General features: G+C 61.9%; 11 protein-coding genes. 2 read left to right on the top strand and 9 right to left on the bottom strand.

What is annotated here, in order from left to right; translation table 11 throughout:
- Window positions 1-432: 432 nt before the first annotated feature.
- The 5 genes from J5M66_RS11295 to J5M66_RS11315 form a co-directional block, all read right to left on the bottom strand.
- The gene (locus tag J5M66_RS11295; RefSeq protein ID WP_243432987.1) at window positions 433-942 is read right to left on the bottom strand and encodes a hypothetical protein; all 510 of its coding nucleotides are present in this window, start codon (window positions 940-942) and stop codon (window positions 433-435) included.
- An 8-nt stretch (window positions 943-950) separates the two neighbouring features.
- Complete coding sequence (locus J5M66_RS11300; protein ID WP_207809847.1) at window positions 951-1,466, bottom strand: hypothetical protein; 516 nt, start codon at window positions 1,464-1,466, stop codon at window positions 951-953.
- A complete protein-coding gene (locus J5M66_RS11305; protein ID WP_038862158.1) occupies window positions 1,463-2,116 on the bottom strand; it encodes a hypothetical protein in 654 nt (217 codons plus the stop codon). Before J5M66_RS11305 ends, J5M66_RS11300 begins: the two co-directional genes overlap by 4 nt.
- Window positions 2,117-2,342: 226 nt before the next feature.
- Complete coding sequence (locus J5M66_RS11310) at window positions 2,343-3,638, bottom strand: OprD family porin (RefSeq protein ID WP_207809850.1); 1,296 nt, start codon at window positions 3,636-3,638, stop codon at window positions 2,343-2,345.
- Between the two features lie 192 nt (window positions 3,639-3,830).
- Window positions 3,831-5,534 carry an amidase gene (locus J5M66_RS11315; protein WP_122611565.1) on the bottom strand — a complete coding sequence of 568 codons (1,704 nt, stop codon included), beginning with the start codon at window positions 5,532-5,534 and terminating at the stop codon, window positions 3,831-3,833.
- Window positions 5,535-5,978: 444 nt separating this feature from the next.
- Here J5M66_RS11315 and J5M66_RS11320 point away from each other — a divergent pair, with 444 nt between their 5' ends.
- Together J5M66_RS11320 and J5M66_RS11325 are read left to right on the top strand one after the other, a co-directional pair.
- Window positions 5,979-7,094: an AI-2E family transporter gene (locus J5M66_RS11320; protein WP_207809852.1), complete on the top strand. Its 1,116-nt coding sequence runs from the start codon at window positions 5,979-5,981 to the stop codon at window positions 7,092-7,094.
- Between the two features lie 10 nt (window positions 7,095-7,104).
- Window positions 7,105-8,718 (top strand): mechanosensitive ion channel domain-containing protein, encoded by a 1,614-nt coding sequence (locus J5M66_RS11325; protein ID WP_207809855.1) that lies wholly within the window; start codon window positions 7,105-7,107, stop codon window positions 8,716-8,718.
- Window positions 8,719-8,721: 3 nt separating this feature from the next.
- On the opposite strand, the gene J5M66_RS11330 is transcribed toward J5M66_RS11325, so the two are convergent.
- From J5M66_RS11330 to J5M66_RS11345, 4 genes are all read right to left on the bottom strand, one after another.
- A complete protein-coding gene (locus J5M66_RS11330) occupies window positions 8,722-9,999 on the bottom strand; it encodes an OmpP1/FadL family transporter (protein ID WP_207809857.1) in 1,278 nt (425 codons plus the stop codon).
- Between the two features lie 86 nt (window positions 10,000-10,085).
- On the bottom strand, window positions 10,086-11,588 hold the full coding sequence (gene proP, locus J5M66_RS11335; RefSeq protein ID WP_024013032.1) for a glycine betaine/L-proline transporter ProP: 1,503 nt from the start codon (window positions 11,586-11,588) through the stop codon (window positions 10,086-10,088).
- Window positions 11,589-12,037: 449 nt separating this feature from the next.
- Entirely contained in the window at window positions 12,038-13,336 is a 1,299-nt protein-coding gene (locus J5M66_RS11340) for a carbohydrate porin (protein ID WP_207809860.1), read from the bottom strand.
- A 97-nt stretch (window positions 13,337-13,433) separates the two neighbouring features.
- A complete protein-coding gene (locus J5M66_RS11345) occupies window positions 13,434-15,839 on the bottom strand; it encodes a glucose/quinate/shikimate family membrane-bound PQQ-dependent dehydrogenase (RefSeq protein WP_207809862.1) in 2,406 nt (801 codons plus the stop codon).
- Window positions 15,840-15,860 lie beyond the last annotated feature (21 nt).

Below are 15,860 nucleotides of genomic sequence, written 5' to 3' on the forward strand. Positions count from 1 at the left end.
CGGGTGGGTTGGGTGTTGGTTTGATCATGGTGAAGCTCCTATTAAGTGGAGCCGTCAGGCACTGTCGCTAAACAGTGAGGTGGCGGCTGTACGCAGGTTAGCGAACCGGTTATAGGCACCCGGCAGACCCGAAGGTCTCCCACATACAGCCACCATGGCGCAGTCGCAGACATTGAATCCGCGACAAAGCATGGAACGCTGATGCACCTATTCAAGATCCGGGTCGCTAAACCCGATCGCTGATTCGTCAGCGACCGCACCACAATAGAACCCGCCCCCAAGGCGCACAAGCCGGCGGATTCTGGCTTGGCTGTAGGCAATGGCGCAAGGATTTGTAGCCTTGAGACCGTATCCGCAGGTGTCTTTTAAACAGCTTCGTTTAAATCAAAGAATTGCGCCGCAGTCCACCGCACCAGCCCACATCACCCAACCTTATGGCTGATACGGAATCAACCTGTCCCGGTCCATTTCCACCAACAACTGGTCAAGCATCTGCCGTTTGTTCTCGACCCCGGGAATCGGCACATACCACGTCATCACGCTCCAGCCTTCGCGGGAGTAGTTGTAGGTTTTGAGCAGTTGGCCATCCTTGAAGACCGAGCCGCGCAGGTTGTCCTGGTAGTGGTAGGGCATCGGGAAGGTGAACAGGGTGAAGACGTTGACCAGCGCCAGCCAGTTGACCTTGCCGTCGCTGGGTTCGGTGATCAACAGGCTGTAGCCGTTGCGGGTGTAACCGCCATCGAGCATCGAGAACGCGCCGGTCTTTTTCAGGACGCTGACGGTTTCGCGCTGATGCTGCTCGTCGATGCGCGTATACGCCGGCCCCATGCCGAGCGTGACCGGCACGTAGGCCTGATCGGCATGGTAATCGAGCGGTTGCAAGGTGTTGGCGCAGCCGCCCAGCATCAGTGAGGCACAGAGCAGGCCGGCGACTTTTATCATCGCGCGGTTCATTGCGCGACTGCCGGGATCAGCCGGTCCTGCTGCACATCCTGCGCGAAGGCGCGGGCGATGCGGCCGAGGTTCTGTTCGCGCATCTCGCCGCCCTGATCCAGTAGCCAGACGTATTTTTGAGTGATGTTGCGATAGGTGTATTGCTTCAGTCGCTTGTCACCCTGGAACACGGTGAATTCGGTTTGCGTGTCGAATTCGTTCGACAGCGGCAGCAAGAACAACGTCGCGGTGCTCAGCAGAATCACCGGAAACGGCGGCAGGTGACGTTCCACATTGAGTTTGACCTGCACGTTGTACTCGTCAGCTTTACCGCTGCCGGTTTCGATAGTGCGGAACACACCGGTCTGACGCAGGTGGTTGCGCAGGTTGGAGCCGTTTTCCGGATCATCGACCATAACGTGAATCGGCTGCAGATAATCCTGAGCGTCCGTAAGCGTGCGCTCGGGCAAGGTGTTGGTCGCCGCGCAACCGGTCAACAGAGCGGCGGCGGTGAGGGCGATGATTTTTTTCATGGTTTGGCATCCACGGCAATACCCGGAATGGGGCCGGTGAAGATGTAGGGCTGAGCACGGTTGAGGTCGAGTTTCAGCGGTTGCAGCGTTGGCAATCCTGGCGCCAGACGTTGCGCAATCAGCGCATCGCGGGCGTTCTGATCACTCCAGCGGAACGCGCAGAAACCGGCTGTCAGGCAGAACGAGCGGAACTCGCCGATGTAATAGGCCTTGCCGGGTTCCAGGCGCATCGGCAGGTTGAATTTTTCCCGCGCCTCTCTCGAGGTGAAAACAGTGCCTAGCCCAGGTTGATAACGTGCGGAAAAGAACTGGAAATCATAGAACTCGTAATCGCCCGGCTTCAGGGGAAGCACGAATACGCTCGCTGCGCCGACACCGTCCTGAACATCCTGCGGCGTGGAGTAAGCGCCGGCCATTTTCCAGACGCCGGCCGCACCGTATTCGGAACCGCGTTTGCGGAAAAAGATTCGCTGGTTGTCAGCGGCTGATTGCTTGAGTGATTGCGGCCCGATTGAGCCAACGAGATAACTGACTGGCTCGCTTGCCTTGGGTTGCAAGGGTTCGCTGACCCAGGAAGCGCTTTCGGTAATGCAGCCGCTGAGCGTCGCGGCGAGCACGACGGCCGCTCCGAGTTTGAATAGCTGAAACATGTACATCCCTGAATCTGCTTGCGTTGATTGACTACAAACAGGAAGGTCAATCAATGCCTTCCTGGCTTGGCTTTTTATGCGGGGGCGCAGAATAAACGAGGTGATGGCACTTGGCTAGCCGCTGTAGGCGCTGCGGTACGCTGAAATCAATTGATTTGGATCTCAGGGAGCAACCTCAGGGTTTGTGGCCGACGCAGGAACCTGTGGGCGGGTTGATCGTGTTACCTCACAAACCCAACGGGTACTGGATGACCACGTAAATCCGGTCAATATCATCGCCAGCCTGCGCTTCGTTGGCGCGGTGGGTGACGTGCGACAGCTGCACCGACAGATCCTTCGCGGCGCCGGATTGCACGACATATTTCAGGTCGATATCGCGTTCCCAGTGTTTGCCGCCGCTGCCTTGTTGCGGTTGATAGTCGCCGCTCTCGGCGTCGAAAGGGTTATAGGCGCCGCCCTTGGGCGCGTGCGTTCCGTCGATGTGGCTGCCGCTGACGTAGCGGGTCATGAAGTTCAGGCCGGGGATGCCGAAGGCGCCGAGGTCAAGGTCGTAGCGGGCTTGCCAGGAGCGTTCGTTGGCGCCGTTGAAGTCGGCGTATTTGATCGAGTTGGCAAGGTAGATCGAGTCGCCACCGACGAAATCGAACGGCGTGTCGCCATTGATGCGTTGCCAGCCGAGCATCACCGCGTGCGCGCCGAAGTTGTATTTGCCGGAGAGGCTGAAGGCGGTGTTGTCGATTTCGCCGGCCCGGGCGCGGCCGGTGTCGCGGGTGTGGTAGAGGTTGGCGTCGAGCAGCACGCCGGACTGTTTGAAGTGCAGGTTGCCGTAGTACTGGTGCCAGGTGTCGCTCAGTTCCGAGGCATACAACGCGCCGCCGATCGGGCTTGAGCTGAACAGGTCGGCACCGACGAAGCTGATGCCACCCGCTTCGGTGTTGGCGCCGTAACCGTAGAAGTCGCCTTGGCCGGAAGAGCTGTCCTGGTTCTTGAACGCGGTGAAATGCCCGGCGAGCAGATTGACGTTGTCGAGCTCGGCGCTGTTGAGCAAAAAGCCTGTGGCGTATTCCGGTTGCAGGCGTTTGTCGGAGGTGTCGAAGACCGGGGTTTCTACGGTCATTTCGCCGAAGGCGAGGGTGGTTCGCGAGACCTTGAGCTTGAACGCACCGCCAGCGCTGGAATAGTCGCGTTCGCTGCGGCCATCGCTGTCGATGGGTAGCAGACCGGTGCCGGAATGGCCCTTGCCGCCGTCGAGTTTCAGGCCGGCGAAAGCGTGGGCGTCGATGCCGAAACCGACTGTGCCCTCTGTGAAACCGGATGAGAAGTTGCCGATAAAGCCTTGTGCCCATTCCTGTTTGTAGTTTTTCCCAGAAGGCGTGGGCGAGCGGTAGTCGTTGCTGAGGTAGAAGTTGCGTAGCAAGAGATCGCTTTTGGCGTCGTCGAAAAAGCCGCTGGCGTGGGCGGTGCCGGTCAGACCGCAGAGCATGGCGAGCAGGGTGAGGCGGGAGGGGGCGCGGTTGATCATGGTCAGGGCCGGTGGTCATCAGGATGGCGCTGATGATCGGCGGATTGGCCTGGAAAGGATTGGGCCGGTGTGCTGAGTTGGCAGCCCTCACACCAAACCCTGTGGGATAGTCAGGTGGAAATGTGGCGGCTGTCAGGCCCCCATCGCTGGCAAGCCAGCTCCCACAGGGTTTGTGGGAGCTGACACAGTGCATCAAGCCAGCGGCGGTGTACGCGGTGGGATCTGGCGTTTGCTGCCGGTGGATTCGAAAGCGGCGGCGAAGCGCAGCAGGTTCGAATCGTCGTAGGCGCGGCCGGCGAAGGTCAGGCCGACGGGCATGCCGATGTCGGCCATCACGCCCATGGGCACGGTGACGGTTGGCACGCCGAGGTGGCGGATCGCGAGGTTGCCGTTGGCCACCCAGACGCCGTTGCTCCAGGCAATGTCGGCCGAAGCAGGATTGACATCCGCATCCGCCGGGCCGACGTCAGCGACGGTGGGGAACAGCACGGCGTCGAGGCCGAGGCTGTCCATCCAGTCTTCAAGGTCGATGCGTCGGGTCTGCTCCAGACCGCGCAAGCCATCAGGCACGGTTGGGATTTCATTCCACGGCGTGATGCCGCGCTCGGCCATGCGCACGTATTCGTCCATGCCGGCGGCCAGATCGCCTTCGCGGTTGGGCAGGGTGCCGGGGTCGTGCGGGAAGATCTTCGGCCCGTCGACGTCAACCAGACGATTAAGCTTCGGGTCACCGTTGGCTTGCAGGAAGTCGTCGAACGCCCAGGCAGTCAGATCCCACAGTTCATGGTGCAGAAACTCTTTCGACACCAGCCCACGGGTGAACACGGTTGGCGCGCCAGGGCGGTCGCCTTCGCAGTTGGAAACCAGCGGAAAGTCGGTTTCGACGACTTCGGCGCCAGCGGCCTCAAGGGCCTGACGCGCCTGTTTCCACAAATCGATCACGGACGCACGGGTGTTGATGCGCTGGCCGGTCGGGCCGCCAATGCCGGGAGCTTCGCTGGTGCCAGCGTCGGGGTCGGCATTGATGTACATGCGCGGGATGGCGAAGCGTTTGCCGGCCAGGGCTTTGGCGTCTGCGGCCAGTTCGCTGTACGCAGCCGGGCGCACTTCGCTGACACGCGGGATCGGCACCCACGGCTGCAAGCGCCAGAGGTCGCCACGGGTGTCGGTATCTTCGGCGACGACCACGTCGAGCACTTCGAGCAGGTCGGCCATGGTCCGCGCGAACGGCACGACGACGTCCATGGTCGGGGTCAACGGCCAGTTGCCGCGCACCGAGATTACGCCGCGCGACGGGGTGTAGGCGCACAGGCCGTTGTTCGACGCAGGGCCGCGACCGCTCGACCAGGTTTCCTCGGCCAGGCCGAACGCAGCGAAACTCGCAGCGGTCGCGGTGCCGGCGCCGTTGGACGAGCCGGAGGCGAACGGGGCGGTGAGGTAAGCGGCGTTGTACGGGCTTTCAGCGCGGCCATAGACGCCGCGTTGCATGCCGCCATTGGCCATCGGCGGCATGTTGGTCTTGCCCAGGCAGATCGCCCCGGCAGCGCGCAGGCGCTCGATGGTGAAGGCGTCGCGATGGGCGACCAGATCGGCGAACGCCGGACTGCCGGAAGCGGCGGTCAGGCCCTTGACCAGATAGCTGTCCTTGGCGGTGTAGGGGATGCCATCGAGCGGGCCGAGGGTTTCACCGTTGGCACGGCGGGCGTCGGAGGCGCGGGCTTCGTTCAGTGCTTCGGGGTTGCGCACGACGACGGCGTTGAGTGCCGTCGGGGTGTCGGCGCCGTCGTAGGCATCGATCCGTGCCAGATAGGCCTGCACCAGTTCCACGGCAGTGGTCTGGCCGGATTCGAGGGCGGCGCGCAGTTGGGCGATGGAGACTTCGGTGACTTCGATCATGGGGTCACCTGTTGAGCGAGGATGTTCTGGGCAGGGGTTTTCATAGCGGTTCTCGTGGCACGGCTTGAAGCGACAAGGTCGGGACTGGCGCCTATTTAACACCATGCGGCGGGCGGAGTAATCGGTGTGGTGATGGTTTTGTTGGTAGATGGCCTGAGCATCCGTGCTGCCTGACCTTGCGCTTTCGCGAGCAGGCTCGCTCCCACACTGGATTTGTGGGCGGGTTGAGATTGAGGATTAACGCAAAGCCTAGTGGGAGCGAGCCTGCTCGCGAAGGCGCCGGCAGATTCAAAAGGGTCTTGGCCCTGAAATACTGCTTTCGCCAGCAGGCTTGCTCCCACAATGTGTTGCGTAAACCGATAATCCCGCGCCCCACAGGAAGACCGGCCCAACATGTTCTAGGCTCAGCGCATCCCGAATGCAGCACCGCTCAGGAATGTCGCCATGGAAGATAAGCCGCTGATTGCCTTCAACAGTTCCAAAGCCTTGCTCGACGTACTGATCCGCGCCGGGTTGATCGCCACTCTGGTGCTGTTCTGCTACGACATTTTCCATCCGTTTCTCAATGTGATGCTGTGGGCGCTGATCCTCGCGGTCACCCTGTACCCGCTGAACCAGAAGCTCGGCGCCAGACTCGGCAACCGTTACGGTTGGGCGGCGATTGTGCTGGTATTGCTGGGGCTGGTGATTCTGATGGTGCCGCTGAGTCTGCTCGGCGCATCCGTGGCCGATTCGGTGAAGGTGGGCATGCAAACTGTGGAAGCGGGGCAGTTCGAGATTCCGCCGCCGCCCGCCAATGTCGCCGACTGGCCGCTGATCGGCGCGCCGTTGTATGGCATCTGGATGCACGCTTCGCAGGACCTGAGCTGGGTGCTCAAGGAACTGGCGCCGCACCTGACCAGTTGGGGCCGGGTGCTGTTGCATCAGGCCGCCGGCGTCGGCGCAGGCATCGTGGTGTTTGTCGTCGCGCTGATCGTCGCCGGACTGATCATGACCCACGGCGAACGCGGCCATCGCACGGCGGTGGCGATCACCACGCGGATTTCCGGCCCGGTGCGTGGCCCGCAGATCGCGCAGCTGTGCACTTCGACCATTCGCGCGGTGGCGCAGGGCGTGGTCGGTATCGCTTTTATCCAGATGATCTTGATCGGTGTGGCACTAGTGATCATGGGCGTGCCCGCTGCCGGCGTGCTGGCGTTGATGGTGTTGCTGCTGGGCATCATGCAACTGCCGGTGCTGCTGGTTACCGTGCCGGTGGTGGTGTTTGTCTTTGCCCATGATGGCGTCGGCCCCGGCACGATCATCTTCGCCGTGTGGATGGTGATCGCCGGGCTCTCCGACAACGTGCTCAAACCGATGTTGCTCGGGCGTGGCGTGGCGGTGCCGATGCCGGTGGTGCTGATCGGCGCGCTGGGCGGCATGGTCACCAGCGGCATCATCGGCCTGTTCACCGGGCCGGTGATCCTGGCGGTCGGTTATGAATTGTTCATCGGCTGGGTCTATCAGCCGGCCGACGTCAGCCAAGTGCTGGATGAAACCCCTCACGACAATCAGCCATAAGGAACGGCGCATGCGTAACAGGCTGATGGTGCTGGCGATGCTGCTGGCTGCAACACTGTGGTCCGGGCTCGGCCAGGCACTGGAAGACACCACGCCAGCAACGGACGAAGCGGTAGAACTGAAAGTGGCCAACCGCAGCATCATGCTGTTTCGCGCAACCATTCTTGGCGAGGCGCCGGCCTCACGGGGCAAGCGGGCGAAGCGGGTGATCAGTGAAGCGCTGGAGGAAGACCCTGAGCTGAAAATCAGCACTGATTCGATCCAGAACAGTTACATGGTGCTGATCGGCAATACCCGTGCGTTCATCGTTGCACCGAAAGACGTCGACAGCCTGGCCTATTCCTCGGTGCAGGAAGCCGCCGAGGGCGCAGCGGAAAAACTGCGCCAGGTGGTCAACGAGACCCGTGAGGCGCGCAACGTGCAGATGATTGTGCGTTCGCTGGCGCTGGCCGCGGTGGCCACGCTGATCTATCTGGCGCTGCTGTGGTGCCTGTCATGGCTGCGCCACAAGCTGTTGGCGAAACTGCCGGCGCTGATGGATCGCCACACCAAGGCGCTGAAGGTCGGGCGGGTGCAACTGATCGATTCGAATTTTCTCTACCCGTTGGTCAGCCGCTGTCTGTTGTTCCTGCGTTGGTTGCTGATCCTGCTGCTGACCTACGAATGGCTGGGCTTTGTCCTGTCACGCTTCCCGTATACGCGGCCGTGGGGCGAAAGCCTCAACAACTATCTGGTGGAACTGGCCGGTTATCTGTTGCAGAGCATCGTCGATGCGATACCGGGGCTGGGCGTGGCGCTGGCGATTTTCTTCATCGCCCGGGGCGTGACCGCATTTACCCGACGCATCCTGCGCCGGATGGCCGCGCCGGGGACGTTCAGCTGGCTCAACCATGAAACCCTGCAACCGACGCAACGCCTGACCGCACTGGCAGTCTGGCTGTTTGCGCTGGCGATGGCTTATCCCTATCTGCCCGGCGCCGGGACCGATGCGTTCAAAGGCTTGTCGGTGCTGATCGGACTGATGATTTCCCTAGGCGCCACCAGTGTCGTCGGGCAAGCGGCGGCCGGGTTGATCCTGACCTACACGCGGACTTTGCGCCCCGGCGAGTTTGTCAGGATCGGCGAGTACGAAGGCACCGTCACCGAATTGGGCATGTTCACCACGCGGATTCGCACTGGCCTCGGAGAAGTGCTGACGCTGCCCAACTCGATGATCACCGGCACCGTGACCAAGAACTACTCGCGCACCGTGCAAGGTCCGGGCTACGTGGTCGACACGGTGGTGACCATCGGCTACGACACGCCATGGCGCCAGGTCGAAGCGATGCTGCTGGAGGCGGCCAAACGCACGCCGGGCGTGCTCGAAGACCCGCCGGCGCAGGTGTTCCAGACCGCGCTGTCGGACTTCTATCCCGAGTATCGCCTAGTGGCCCAGGCCATCCCCAGCCAGCCGCGCCCGCGTGCGGTGTTGCTGAGCATGCTCCACGCCAATATTCAGGACGTGTTCAATGAATACGGCGTGCAGATCATGTCGCCGCATTACCTGGGCGATCCGCAGCAGGAAAAACGCGTGCCGCCGGAGCAGTGGTTCACCGCACCGGCGCAGGCACCGAAGGATGAGTGATCCCTAGAAACGCCAGACCACGCCGCCGCCCAGCACATGCAGGGCGGCGTTTTTGTATTCGCCGGAGACCGAGCCGCCGGAGCGCGCTTTGGTCTGTTGCACGTCCATGTCGCCGAGGTAGATCAGCGTGTAGCTCATGTGCACGTCGACATCGTCCTGCAATGCATAGCTGACCCCGGTCGCCAGGCGCCACGCTTCGTTCATCGGGTTGTCGACGGTGCGATCCTTGTCGTCCACTGCCGAGGAGTCGTAACCGAGGCCGACGTTCCAGCGCAGTTTCGGGTTGATCTGGTGCTGCGCGCCGATCGAGGCATGCCAGGTGTCCTTGTATTGCCGCTGCGCCGTTCTGGCAGTCGAGCCCAGGTCGGTATCGACTTCCACGCCGACCTTGCCGAAATCGCTCCAGTCCTGCCAGCCGAGGCTGCCGAGCAACGTCCACTGCGGATCGAGCTGGTAGGACACGCTGGTGGTGACGGTCTGCGGCACGTTCATGTCGACGTTCAGCTGATCGGCGTCGAGACGGTTGAGCGCCAGACGCAGCAGCGGATTGGTGATTTTCTTCAGCTCGGGTTTGTCTTCGAATTTGAGCTTGATCTTGCTGGTCCAGGCCAGCCCGAGTCTGGTCCGCTCGTTGAGGTTGTAGAGCACGCCGACGTTGGCGCCCGTGCCCCAGTCGGTGTCCTTGTAACGCAACTGACCATCCTCGGCGTTGCCCAGACCGAGCACGTTATTGTTGACCGCCACTTCGGTGCGGAAGTAGCCAAGCATGAAGCGCGGGCCGAGGCCGACGGACAGGTCGTCGGTGATCTTGTAGGCATAGGTGGGCTGGAACGACACACCGATAATGGCCGACTCCTGAGCGAAATAGCGCCCGGCCCAGTCATCGTCGTAGTCCAGCGCCAGACCGAAATTGCCGTACATGCCGAAGCCGATCGAGGAGCGCTCATCGAGTTGATGGCTGATGAAGAAGCTGGAGCCGGGCAGGTACTTCAAGGCGTTGCCACCTTCGTTGCCGCCGAAGGTATTGGCGTTGTCGCGGGAGAAGCTGACGTCGCCGAGGATCAACTGCGCGTTGAAGTTGATCTGAGTGCCCGCCAGTTGGCTGATGCCCGCCGGGTTGGTCATCAGAATGCTCGGGTCGCTGGCCATGACCGCAGAGCCGGCGTTGGCCAGCCCGGTGCCTTCGTGGCCGGCCTCGTAAATCATGATGCCGCCGGCTTCGGCCTGGAGGCTGGCGAAGAGCAATCCGCCAGCGACCGAACTTTTGATCAGCTTGAACATGTGAACTCCTTGAATGGCATGCGATCCGGTTTCAAGGCTAGCTCAAGCTCGGCGCGGCGTCGGACCGATTGCCGGCGCCGCACTGATCAATCGATGCGCGGATGCTGGAGCGCCAGTTCCTTGCGCTTGGCTTCCAGCGCGGCGATTTCGGCATCGATGTCTTCGATTTTCTGCTCGATGTTGTCGTGGTGTTCTTGCAACAGCTCCTTGGCCTCTTCGAGGTCGGAAGCCGCCGGGGCCGCGCCGCGCAGGGGCTTGTTGGCGGTTTCCTTCATGGTCACGCCAGTGACCAGACCGACCACGGCGATGACCATCAGGTAATACGCAGGCATGTACAGATCGTTGGTGCTTTCCACCAGCCAGGCCACGGCAGTCGGGGTCAGACCTGCTATCAGCACCGAGACGTTGAAGGCACTGGCCAGCGCGCTGTAGCGGATGTGCGTGGGGAACATCGCCGGCAGGGTCGAGGCCATCACGCCGATGAAGAAGTTGAGCAGCACCGCGAGGATCAGCAGGCCGGAGAAGATCAGGCCGATGCTGCCACTGTTGATCAGCATGAATGCCGGAATGGCGAAGATGAACAGGCCAATGCTGCCGACGACGATGAAGGGCTTGCGGCCGATCTTGTCGCTGATGAAACCGATCAACGGCTGCACGAAGAGCATGCCGACCATGATCGCGATGATGATCAGCACGCCGTGGTTTTCGCTGTAATGCAGGTTGTGCGTCAGGTAACTCGGCATGTAGGTGAGCAGCATGTAATAGGTGACGTTGGTCGCCGCCACCACGCCGATGCAGGTCATCAGGCTGCGCCAGTGTTTGGTTGCGACTTCCTTGAACGACACCTTCGGGCCGCCGGCGAGGCCTTCGCGGTCGCCTTGTTCGAGTTTTTCCACGTGTTGCTGGAACGCCGGGGTTTCTTCCAGGGCGTGGCGCAGATACAGGCCGATCATGCCCAGCGGCAGGGCGAGGAAGAACGGAATCCGCCAGCCCCATTCTTCGAAGCGCTGTTCACCGAGAATCGTCGAAATCAGCACCACCACGCCGGCGCCGAAGACGAAACCGGCGATCGAGCCGAAATCCAGCCAACTGCCGAGGAAGCCGCGTTTGCGGTCCGGGGCATATTCAGCGACGAAGATCGAGGCACCGGTGTACTCGCCACCGACCGAGAAACCCTGAGCCATTTTCGCCAGCAACAGCAGGATCGGCGCCCAGATGCCGATCGAGGCATAGGACGGAATCAGGCCGATGGCGAAGGTGCTCAGGGACATGATGACGATGGTCGCGGCGAGGACTTTCTGCCGTCCGTACTTGTCGCCCAGCGCGCCGAAGAACAAACCGCCAAGCGGACGGATGAGGAAGGGCACGGAGAAGGTCGCCAGCGCGGCGATCATTTGCACGCCGGGATCGGCGCCGGGAAAGAAGACCTTGCCGAGCACATAGGCGACAAAGCCGTAGACGCCAAAGTCGAACCATTCCATGGCGTTGCCCAGTGCGGCGGCGGTGATCGCCTTGCGCATCTTGGCGTCGTCGACAATGGTGATGTCTTTCAAACCGATCGGTTTGACGGTGTTCTTGCGTGATTTCATTGCGCTGTTCCCGCTCGCTGATCCAGATTACCGCTGCGATGCCATCTCCATGATGGCGCCGGCTCTTCTGGCTCAGATACATGCGGACACGAAATAATTCACCGATGGGCTGGAATTAATTTCGACAGGTGGGGCGGGTGGTCGGTGCGCTGAAGAGCTTGGTTGGAACATTCAAGACAGTTGTTGCCTGAGCCCATGCCATCGCGAGCAGGCTCACTCCTACAATTTTGCGCGGCGAATCACAATTCCCTGATCCAACACAAATCCCGTGTGGGAGCGAGCCTGCTCGCGAAGGCGGCGCTACATTCAATATCGCAGTCGCCTGACCCGACGCTTTCGCGAGCAGGCTCGCTCCCACAGTGGTTTTGTGTTTTTCAGGGATTTTGCGCACGCCGCCAATCCTGCAGGAGTGAGCCTGCTCGCGATGACGGCAGCCTTTCACCAAAGGCTTAAAGTGCAGCCTTTACTTGCAAACCCACCACCAGCGCATTATCGATGTCCTGCCCGGAAAACGCCCCCGGTTCGATGATGTATTGCAGGTTCGGCCGCAGGGTCAGCCATGGGGTGGCCTGGTAGCCGTAACCCAACTCGATCAACTGCTCGGCGCTATCGAGGTTCGGAAACGCAGCACCATTGGCCAGCGCGGCATCCTGCTGCACATCGCGGCTGCGCGGGTTCGGCACGGCGCGGCCGTAGCCCAGCGCCAAGGTGTCACGCGGGCGGCCTTCGAACGGTTTGTACAAAACCACGCCGGTGCCGTACCACTTGCTGAACGGCGAGGCCGCTTCGCTGGCCGCCGAATACTGACCGAACGCATGCAGGCTGCGGCCCTCGGAGGTCGGCGAACGCCATACGGCCTGATCGATCAGCAGATAATGCCCGCCACGCCCGGACACCTCGTCGTCGCTGCCAATGCGTTTGACGTCGGAGCTGTCGTAGTAATAGCCGAGCTTGTACTCGCCGGGCAGCTCGCCGGCGTGCTTGTACACCAACTCGATCGGCACGACGGTGCCAGTGGTGTGCTTCGGCCCCATATGCCAGGCGCGGCTGGAATTGCCGTTGCTCTCGGGGTCGACGTTGAACGCCGCCACACGCAGCTGCCAGGACGGCGACAGGTCGTATTTGACCCGCACGCCCAGACGAGCGTTGGGGTAGTTGGTCCAGCCGCTGCCGCCGGACATGTTCAGCGGATGGCCGCAAAAACCGGCGTTCATGAAGTTGCACAGAATGCCGCTGTCGAGACCGCCGAGGTCGTTGCCCATGGCCATGTAGCCGAGCTTCACGTTCAGCGCCGGGGTGAACAGGCTGCGCTCGTAACTCAGTTCAGTCAGGCGCGTGTACAGGCCGCCGTAGTTTTCCTGAATCGGCAGGCGGTTGCCGACCAGATCTTCCGAAGCGCTGTTACCGCGACGGTCGTTGATGGTCAGTTGCACTTTGCCGGCGTTGTCGACGCCGTAGAGTTTGCTCAGATCAAACTGCACGCCGAGTTTGATGTTCTGCGAGTAGCGCGCCGAACGGTGCAGGCCGCCGTCGGCGTTGTAAGCGGTTTCGCCGCTGTAATCGCCAGTGAACTTGACGCCGTCTGCATCGAGTTGATGACGCAAGCCGCCCCAGTCACCGGTGAGGGCGCTGCGGGTCAGCAGATCGGAATCGCTGGCGGCCAGCGCGGGGAGGGCAGTGGTGCAGCTCAGGCCCAGCAACAGGCCAGTGGAAAGTTTGGTACGAGAAAAGCGAACAGCCGATGACATGTGAATCCTTCCTGCTGAAATCTTTAACGCAATAAAACGGCGACGCGGTGCTTTGGGGCACCGCGCGCTTGGAGGAGGTTGGTTGTGCGGCAGCGAGTTACGGCAGGGCGTAAGCCATCACGTAATCGCCACGATCGGTCGACTGGCGTGCGCCGCCAGCGGTGACAACGATGTATTGCTTGCCGGTCTTCGGCGAAACGTAAGTCATCGGGCCGCCCTGGCTGCCGACCGGCAGACGGGCTTTCCAGACTTCTTCACCGTTGCCGCTGTTGAAGGCGCGCAGGTAGAAGTCCTGGGTGCCGGCAATGAAGATCAGGCCGCCCTGGGTCGACAGGGTGCCGCCGAGGGTTGGCAGACCGATCTTGATCGGCAAGTGCATGCGGATGCCCAGGGGACCGGTGTCTTCAACGGTGCCGACCGGAACCTGCCATGCGACTTTCTGGGTCTTCATGTCGATCGCGGTCAAAGTGCCGAACGGCGGCGCCTGGCACGGAATGCCGGCCACCGACAGGAAGCGGTTCTTGTTCACCGCGTACGGCGTGCCTTTGAGTGGAACAGCGCCCATGCCGGTGTTCAGCGCTTCGCCACCGCCAGCGGCCTGGCCTTTGTTCTGCGACGGGATCATCTGGATCCACAGACCCAGGCGCATGTCGTTGACGAAGATGAAACCGTGCACCGGGTCAGTGGAGATGCTGCCCCAGTTCATGCCGCCCAGCGAACCCGGGAAACTCAGCGATTTGTCGGTACCCGGTGCGGTGTACAGACCGTCGTAGCGCATGCTCTTGAAGTCGATGCGGCAGAGCAACTGGTCGTACGGCGTGGCGCCCCACATGTCCGATTCGGTCAGGTGCTGCGCGCCGATCTGCGGCATGCCCACGGATTTCGGCTGAGTCGGCGAGTACGGCTCGTTGGGGATGTTCGCGGCTTTCACCGGTACTTCCTTGACCTCGGTCAGCGGCTTGCCGGTGGCGCGGTCGAGCACATAGATCTGCCCGGCCTTGGTGCCGATGATCAGCGCCGGAACGCTTTGGCCGTCCTTGTCGAAGTCGATCAGGCTCGGCTGCATCGGCAGGTCGAAGTCCCACAGATCGTTGTGCACGGTCTGGAACACCCAGCGTTCTTCACCGGTGCTGGCGTCCAGCGCGAGGATCGAGGCGCCGTACTTATGGTCCAGTTCGCTGCGCTCGACACCATAGATGTCGGTGGACGAGCTGCCCATCGGCAGGAATACGGTGTTGGTCGCCGCGTCGTAGGACATCGGCGCCCAGCTGTTCGGCGTGCTGCGCACGTAGGTTTTGCCGTCGGCCGGTGCGTTGCGATCCTGCGGGTTGCCCGGGTCGAACGCCCAGCGCATGGTGCCGGTGATCACGTCAAAACCACGGATCACACCGCCCGGCATGTCGCTTTGCACGTTGTCGGCAACACGACCGCCAACCACTACGGTGGTGCCAGCCATCAATGGCGCGGACGACAACTGATAGTAGCTGTCCGGAACATCACCCAGACCGGCCTTCAGATCGACCTGGCCGTTGTTGCCGAAACCCTGGCAGAACTCGCCGGTGTCAGCATCGACCGCGATCAGGCGGGCATCGATGGTGTTGGTCAGCAGACGGCGCTGGCAGTTGGCAGCCGGCTCGGGTTTGGCTTCGATGATCGAAGAGTTGCTCGGCTGAGCGATGGTGACGGTGGCATCGAAATAGGCCATGCCACGGCAGCGCTGCCAGACTTTCGATTGCGCGTTGATCGCGTTCTTCCACAGCTCTTTGCCGGTGTCGGCATCGAGGGCGATCAGGTTGTTGTGCGGGGTGCAGATGAACACCTTGTTGCCGACCTGCAGCGGGGTGAGCTGGTCTTCGGCGCCGTTGCCATCGCTCTCGGCGACGTCACCGGTGTGGTAGGTCCACGCGACTTTCAATTTGTCGACGTTGTTGCGGTTGATCTGGTCGAGCGCGGCGAAGCGGCTGCCACCTTCAGTGTTGCCGTAGTGCGCCCAGTCTTTCTGCGCCTTGGCCGGCTCGACCGGAGTCAGGCCCGGGCCAGTGCCAGTCGCGGCAACGGTTGGGTGAGCGACGAACATGTTGCCGGCAGCAACCGCGACACCGACCGCGAGCACAGCGGCCACGGCATACGCGCCACGACCGGCTACGCGGCCATTGGCGCGCGCCAGCAGCGGGTAGACCAGAGCGACGACCATACCGATCGCGCTGAACATGAACAGCCGCGAGAACACCGGCCAGAACACCAGCCCGGCGTCAGCCACGGCCCAGATCGCGGTGGCCACGAGAAATGCGGCGAACAGCCAGGCGCCTGCAGTTTTCTTCAGTGCGATCAGCACACCGGAAACGGTCATCGCCAGACCGCCGACCAGGAAGTACCAGGAACCGCCCAGGCTGACCAGCTTCACACCGCCGACCGCGAGCGCCAGACCGAGCAGGGCGATGATCACGCCAAGGCCGACCAGAATGAACGTTGAAACGCCTGAGACGCGTTGACTGTGGTTCACATTGAAAGTCCCGTTTGAATG

The organism is Pseudomonas sp. 67(2021), from assembly GCF_017491835.1.
Taxonomy (GTDB): Bacteria; Pseudomonadota; Gammaproteobacteria; order Pseudomonadales; family Pseudomonadaceae; genus Aquipseudomonas; species Aquipseudomonas atacamensis.

What these genes read in the sequence shown, in the direction of transcription:
- J5M66_RS11310 (WP_207809850.1), bottom strand. Translation starts at nt 3,638, where the DNA reads ATGATCAACCGCGCCCCCTCCCGCCTCACCCTGCTCGCCATGCTCTGC.
- J5M66_RS11320 (WP_207809852.1), top strand. Translation starts at nt 5,979, where the DNA reads ATGGAAGATAAGCCGCTGATTGCCTTCAACAGTTCCAAAGCCTTGCTC.
- J5M66_RS11340 (WP_207809860.1), bottom strand. Translation starts at nt 13,336, where the DNA reads ATGTCATCGGCTGTTCGCTTTTCTCGTACCAAACTTTCCACTGGCCTG.
- J5M66_RS11305 (WP_038862158.1), bottom strand. Translation starts at nt 2,116, where the DNA reads ATGTTTCAGCTATTCAAACTCGGAGCGGCCGTCGTGCTCGCCGCGACG.
- J5M66_RS11330 (WP_207809857.1), bottom strand. Translation starts at nt 9,999, where the DNA reads ATGTTCAAGCTGATCAAAAGTTCGGTCGCTGGCGGATTGCTCTTCGCC.
- J5M66_RS11315 (WP_122611565.1), bottom strand. Translation starts at nt 5,534, where the DNA reads ATGATCGAAGTCACCGAAGTCTCCATCGCCCAACTGCGCGCCGCCCTC.
- J5M66_RS11300 (WP_207809847.1), bottom strand. Translation starts at nt 1,466, where the DNA reads ATGAAAAAAATCATCGCCCTCACCGCCGCCGCTCTGTTGACCGGTTGC.
- J5M66_RS11295 (WP_243432987.1), bottom strand. Translation starts at nt 942, where the DNA reads ATGATAAAAGTCGCCGGCCTGCTCTGTGCCTCACTGATGCTGGGCGGC.
- J5M66_RS11325 (WP_207809855.1), top strand. Translation starts at nt 7,105, where the DNA reads ATGCGTAACAGGCTGATGGTGCTGGCGATGCTGCTGGCTGCAACACTG.
- proP (WP_024013032.1), bottom strand. Translation starts at nt 11,588, where the DNA reads ATGAAATCACGCAAGAACACCGTCAAACCGATCGGTTTGAAAGACATC.